Annotated in this window: 2 protein-coding genes; both read left to right on the forward strand. The window is 69.5% G+C overall.

Going from position 1 to position 2,043, the window contains the following annotated elements:
• The first annotated feature begins 13 nt into the window (after positions 1–13).
• Positions 14–352, forward strand: coding sequence for a hypothetical protein (locus I0Q12_RS19500; RefSeq protein WP_197253701.1), 339 nt, complete (start codon positions 14–16; stop codon positions 350–352).
• Between the two features lies 1 nt (position 353).
• Entirely contained in the window at positions 354–1,571 is a 1,218-nt protein-coding gene (locus I0Q12_RS19505; RefSeq protein ID WP_197253703.1) for a hypothetical protein, read from the forward strand.
• Positions 1,572–2,043 lie beyond the last annotated feature (472 nt).

Consider the following 2,043-nt stretch of genomic DNA (forward strand, 5'->3'; position numbering starts at 1 on the left):
ACACCCCGTGAAAATGAGCACCGCTGTTCGCGAATCTCTCGCCGTCGAACTGTCCACCCTGGGTGCGACGTTCTCGGCGCACACCGCCGACCCCGGCACGACCGGTGCCAGTGAGGTCACCGGCGGCGCCTACGCCCGCAAGACCCTGACATGGACCGCGGGAGCGTCCGATGGTGACGTGGCCGGTTCCGAGCTCGAGTTCGACATTCCCGCCTCGACGACCGTGACGCACCTGTCGTGCTGGAACGGCTCGACGTTTCAGTGGTCACATCCGCTGGACAGTCCCGCGCCGTTCACCACGGCCGGGAAGCTGCGCGTTCCGGTGACGCTGCGGGTCCCGCAGGGCACGTAGCGTGGGCGCCTCGATCGCGCCACGGCCGCTGCTGCCGGAGTCGACCGGCCCGGCACCGGCCGCGGGCTCGACGGTGGCGCTGCGCCCGGTCGCCGGTGTCACGATCGCGGCACGCCCGCAGCTGGTCACCGTGGTGTCCCCACGACCGCGGCTGCCGGAGACGACCGCGCCCGTCGGGCGCATCCCGCCGATGATCGTCGGTGTGGTTGTCCGCGCGCTGATCGTCGAGATCGACGTCGATGCGTTGGTGGCCGCCTGGCCGATCCGCTACGCAGCATTGACCGTTGATCTCGAGGCCGACGCACAGTTGCCGGCGACGGTGGTGCCGATCCTCGAACGCACCCTCACCGTCGAGGCCGCGCCGGCCGCGCTGCTGCCGGCCTGGCCGATCCGGTACGCAGCATTGACGGCGCAGGTTCCGGTCGGTGTGTTGCTGCCTGTGCTCGGCGACGAGCTCACCCGCCACCTCGTCGCCGAGGTCGCGGTCGAGGCGAGCATCCCGGCCGTGGTGGTCCACACCCGGTCGCTCGTCGTCGAGGTCGACCTCGATGTCGACGCCGCAGGGGCGGTGGTCCTGGCCCGGACGCTGGCCGCCGAGACGACGGTCACCGCGCTCATGCCATCGACGCCGGTGCACACCCGCGCCCTGGTCGCCGAGGTCTCGGCCGTGGCGCTGGCCCCGGCCGTCCCGGTCCTCGCGCGAGTCCTCGTCGCCGAGATTCCCGCCGCTGCGTTCATGCCGCCGACTCCGGTGCACACCCGCGCTGTGGTCGCCGAGGTCGCACCGACCGCGGTCGCACCCGCCACGGTGGTCACGTTCGCGGCGATGGGCGTCGACAAGGTCGGCACCCAGGACCCGGGCCGCAACACGTGGACACGAGTCACCGGCTGGACCGTGCGGTCTAGCTACCCGGACACCGTCGAATCCGGTGGCGCCCTCATCGCCGAAGGCACCGGCGCGACCACGATCACCGCCCGCGTCACGTTCAACACCGGGGTGGTCTTCGTCGAGCGCCGGGCACGTCTGATGGTCAACGGCAGCCAGGTTGCCATCAACACGCAATCGGGGCTCAGCACGGTGAAGGATCTGGGTCTGTCGTTCCCGACGACGCTGCACGACGGCGACCAGGTGTGGGTCGAGGCGTATCACGCGGCGACGACCGCGAACGAGCGCAACGTGCTCGCCGGCGCGACGAACACCTTCCTGTACTGGGACTAGGACGTCGACCCGACGATTCCGTAACGCTCGGTCTGTTCTGTCCGATACACCTGGCAGCTGTAGATTCCTACCCCCGATCGGTCTCTACGGCTGCTCTGCGCCCCGCCTCCCCTCAGAACGCCGGAGGCGGGGCGCCCTTTTCATGTTCGGGCAGGTCCTCGCCGCCGTAGAATTCCGGTGGCTGCAACTGGGCTGTACGCGTCGCGTCAAGGGGTAGCCGATTCGGTGCTCCGCTTCCTCCCGATGAGGCGGAGCGCTGCCAATGGGGCGGAGTAGTGGGAGGGTCCAGAACCTCCGAGCATCCCCTGCGTGCTCAAACGTGCTGGACCCCTGTCCAATGAGTACAGGATTTTTCGCGATCGCGGTAGACCCGTGAGGTAGAAGCAGGCCCCGTCGGGAAGGTGGGATCCGACGGGGCCTGCATCGCCGCGCAGGGGATGGGCGGCGATAGTGTGGATTCAATCACAGCGCG

It is taken from the genome of Rhodococcus sp. CX (genome assembly GCF_015865005.1).
GTDB lineage: Bacteria > Actinomycetota > Actinomycetes > Mycobacteriales > Mycobacteriaceae > Rhodococcus.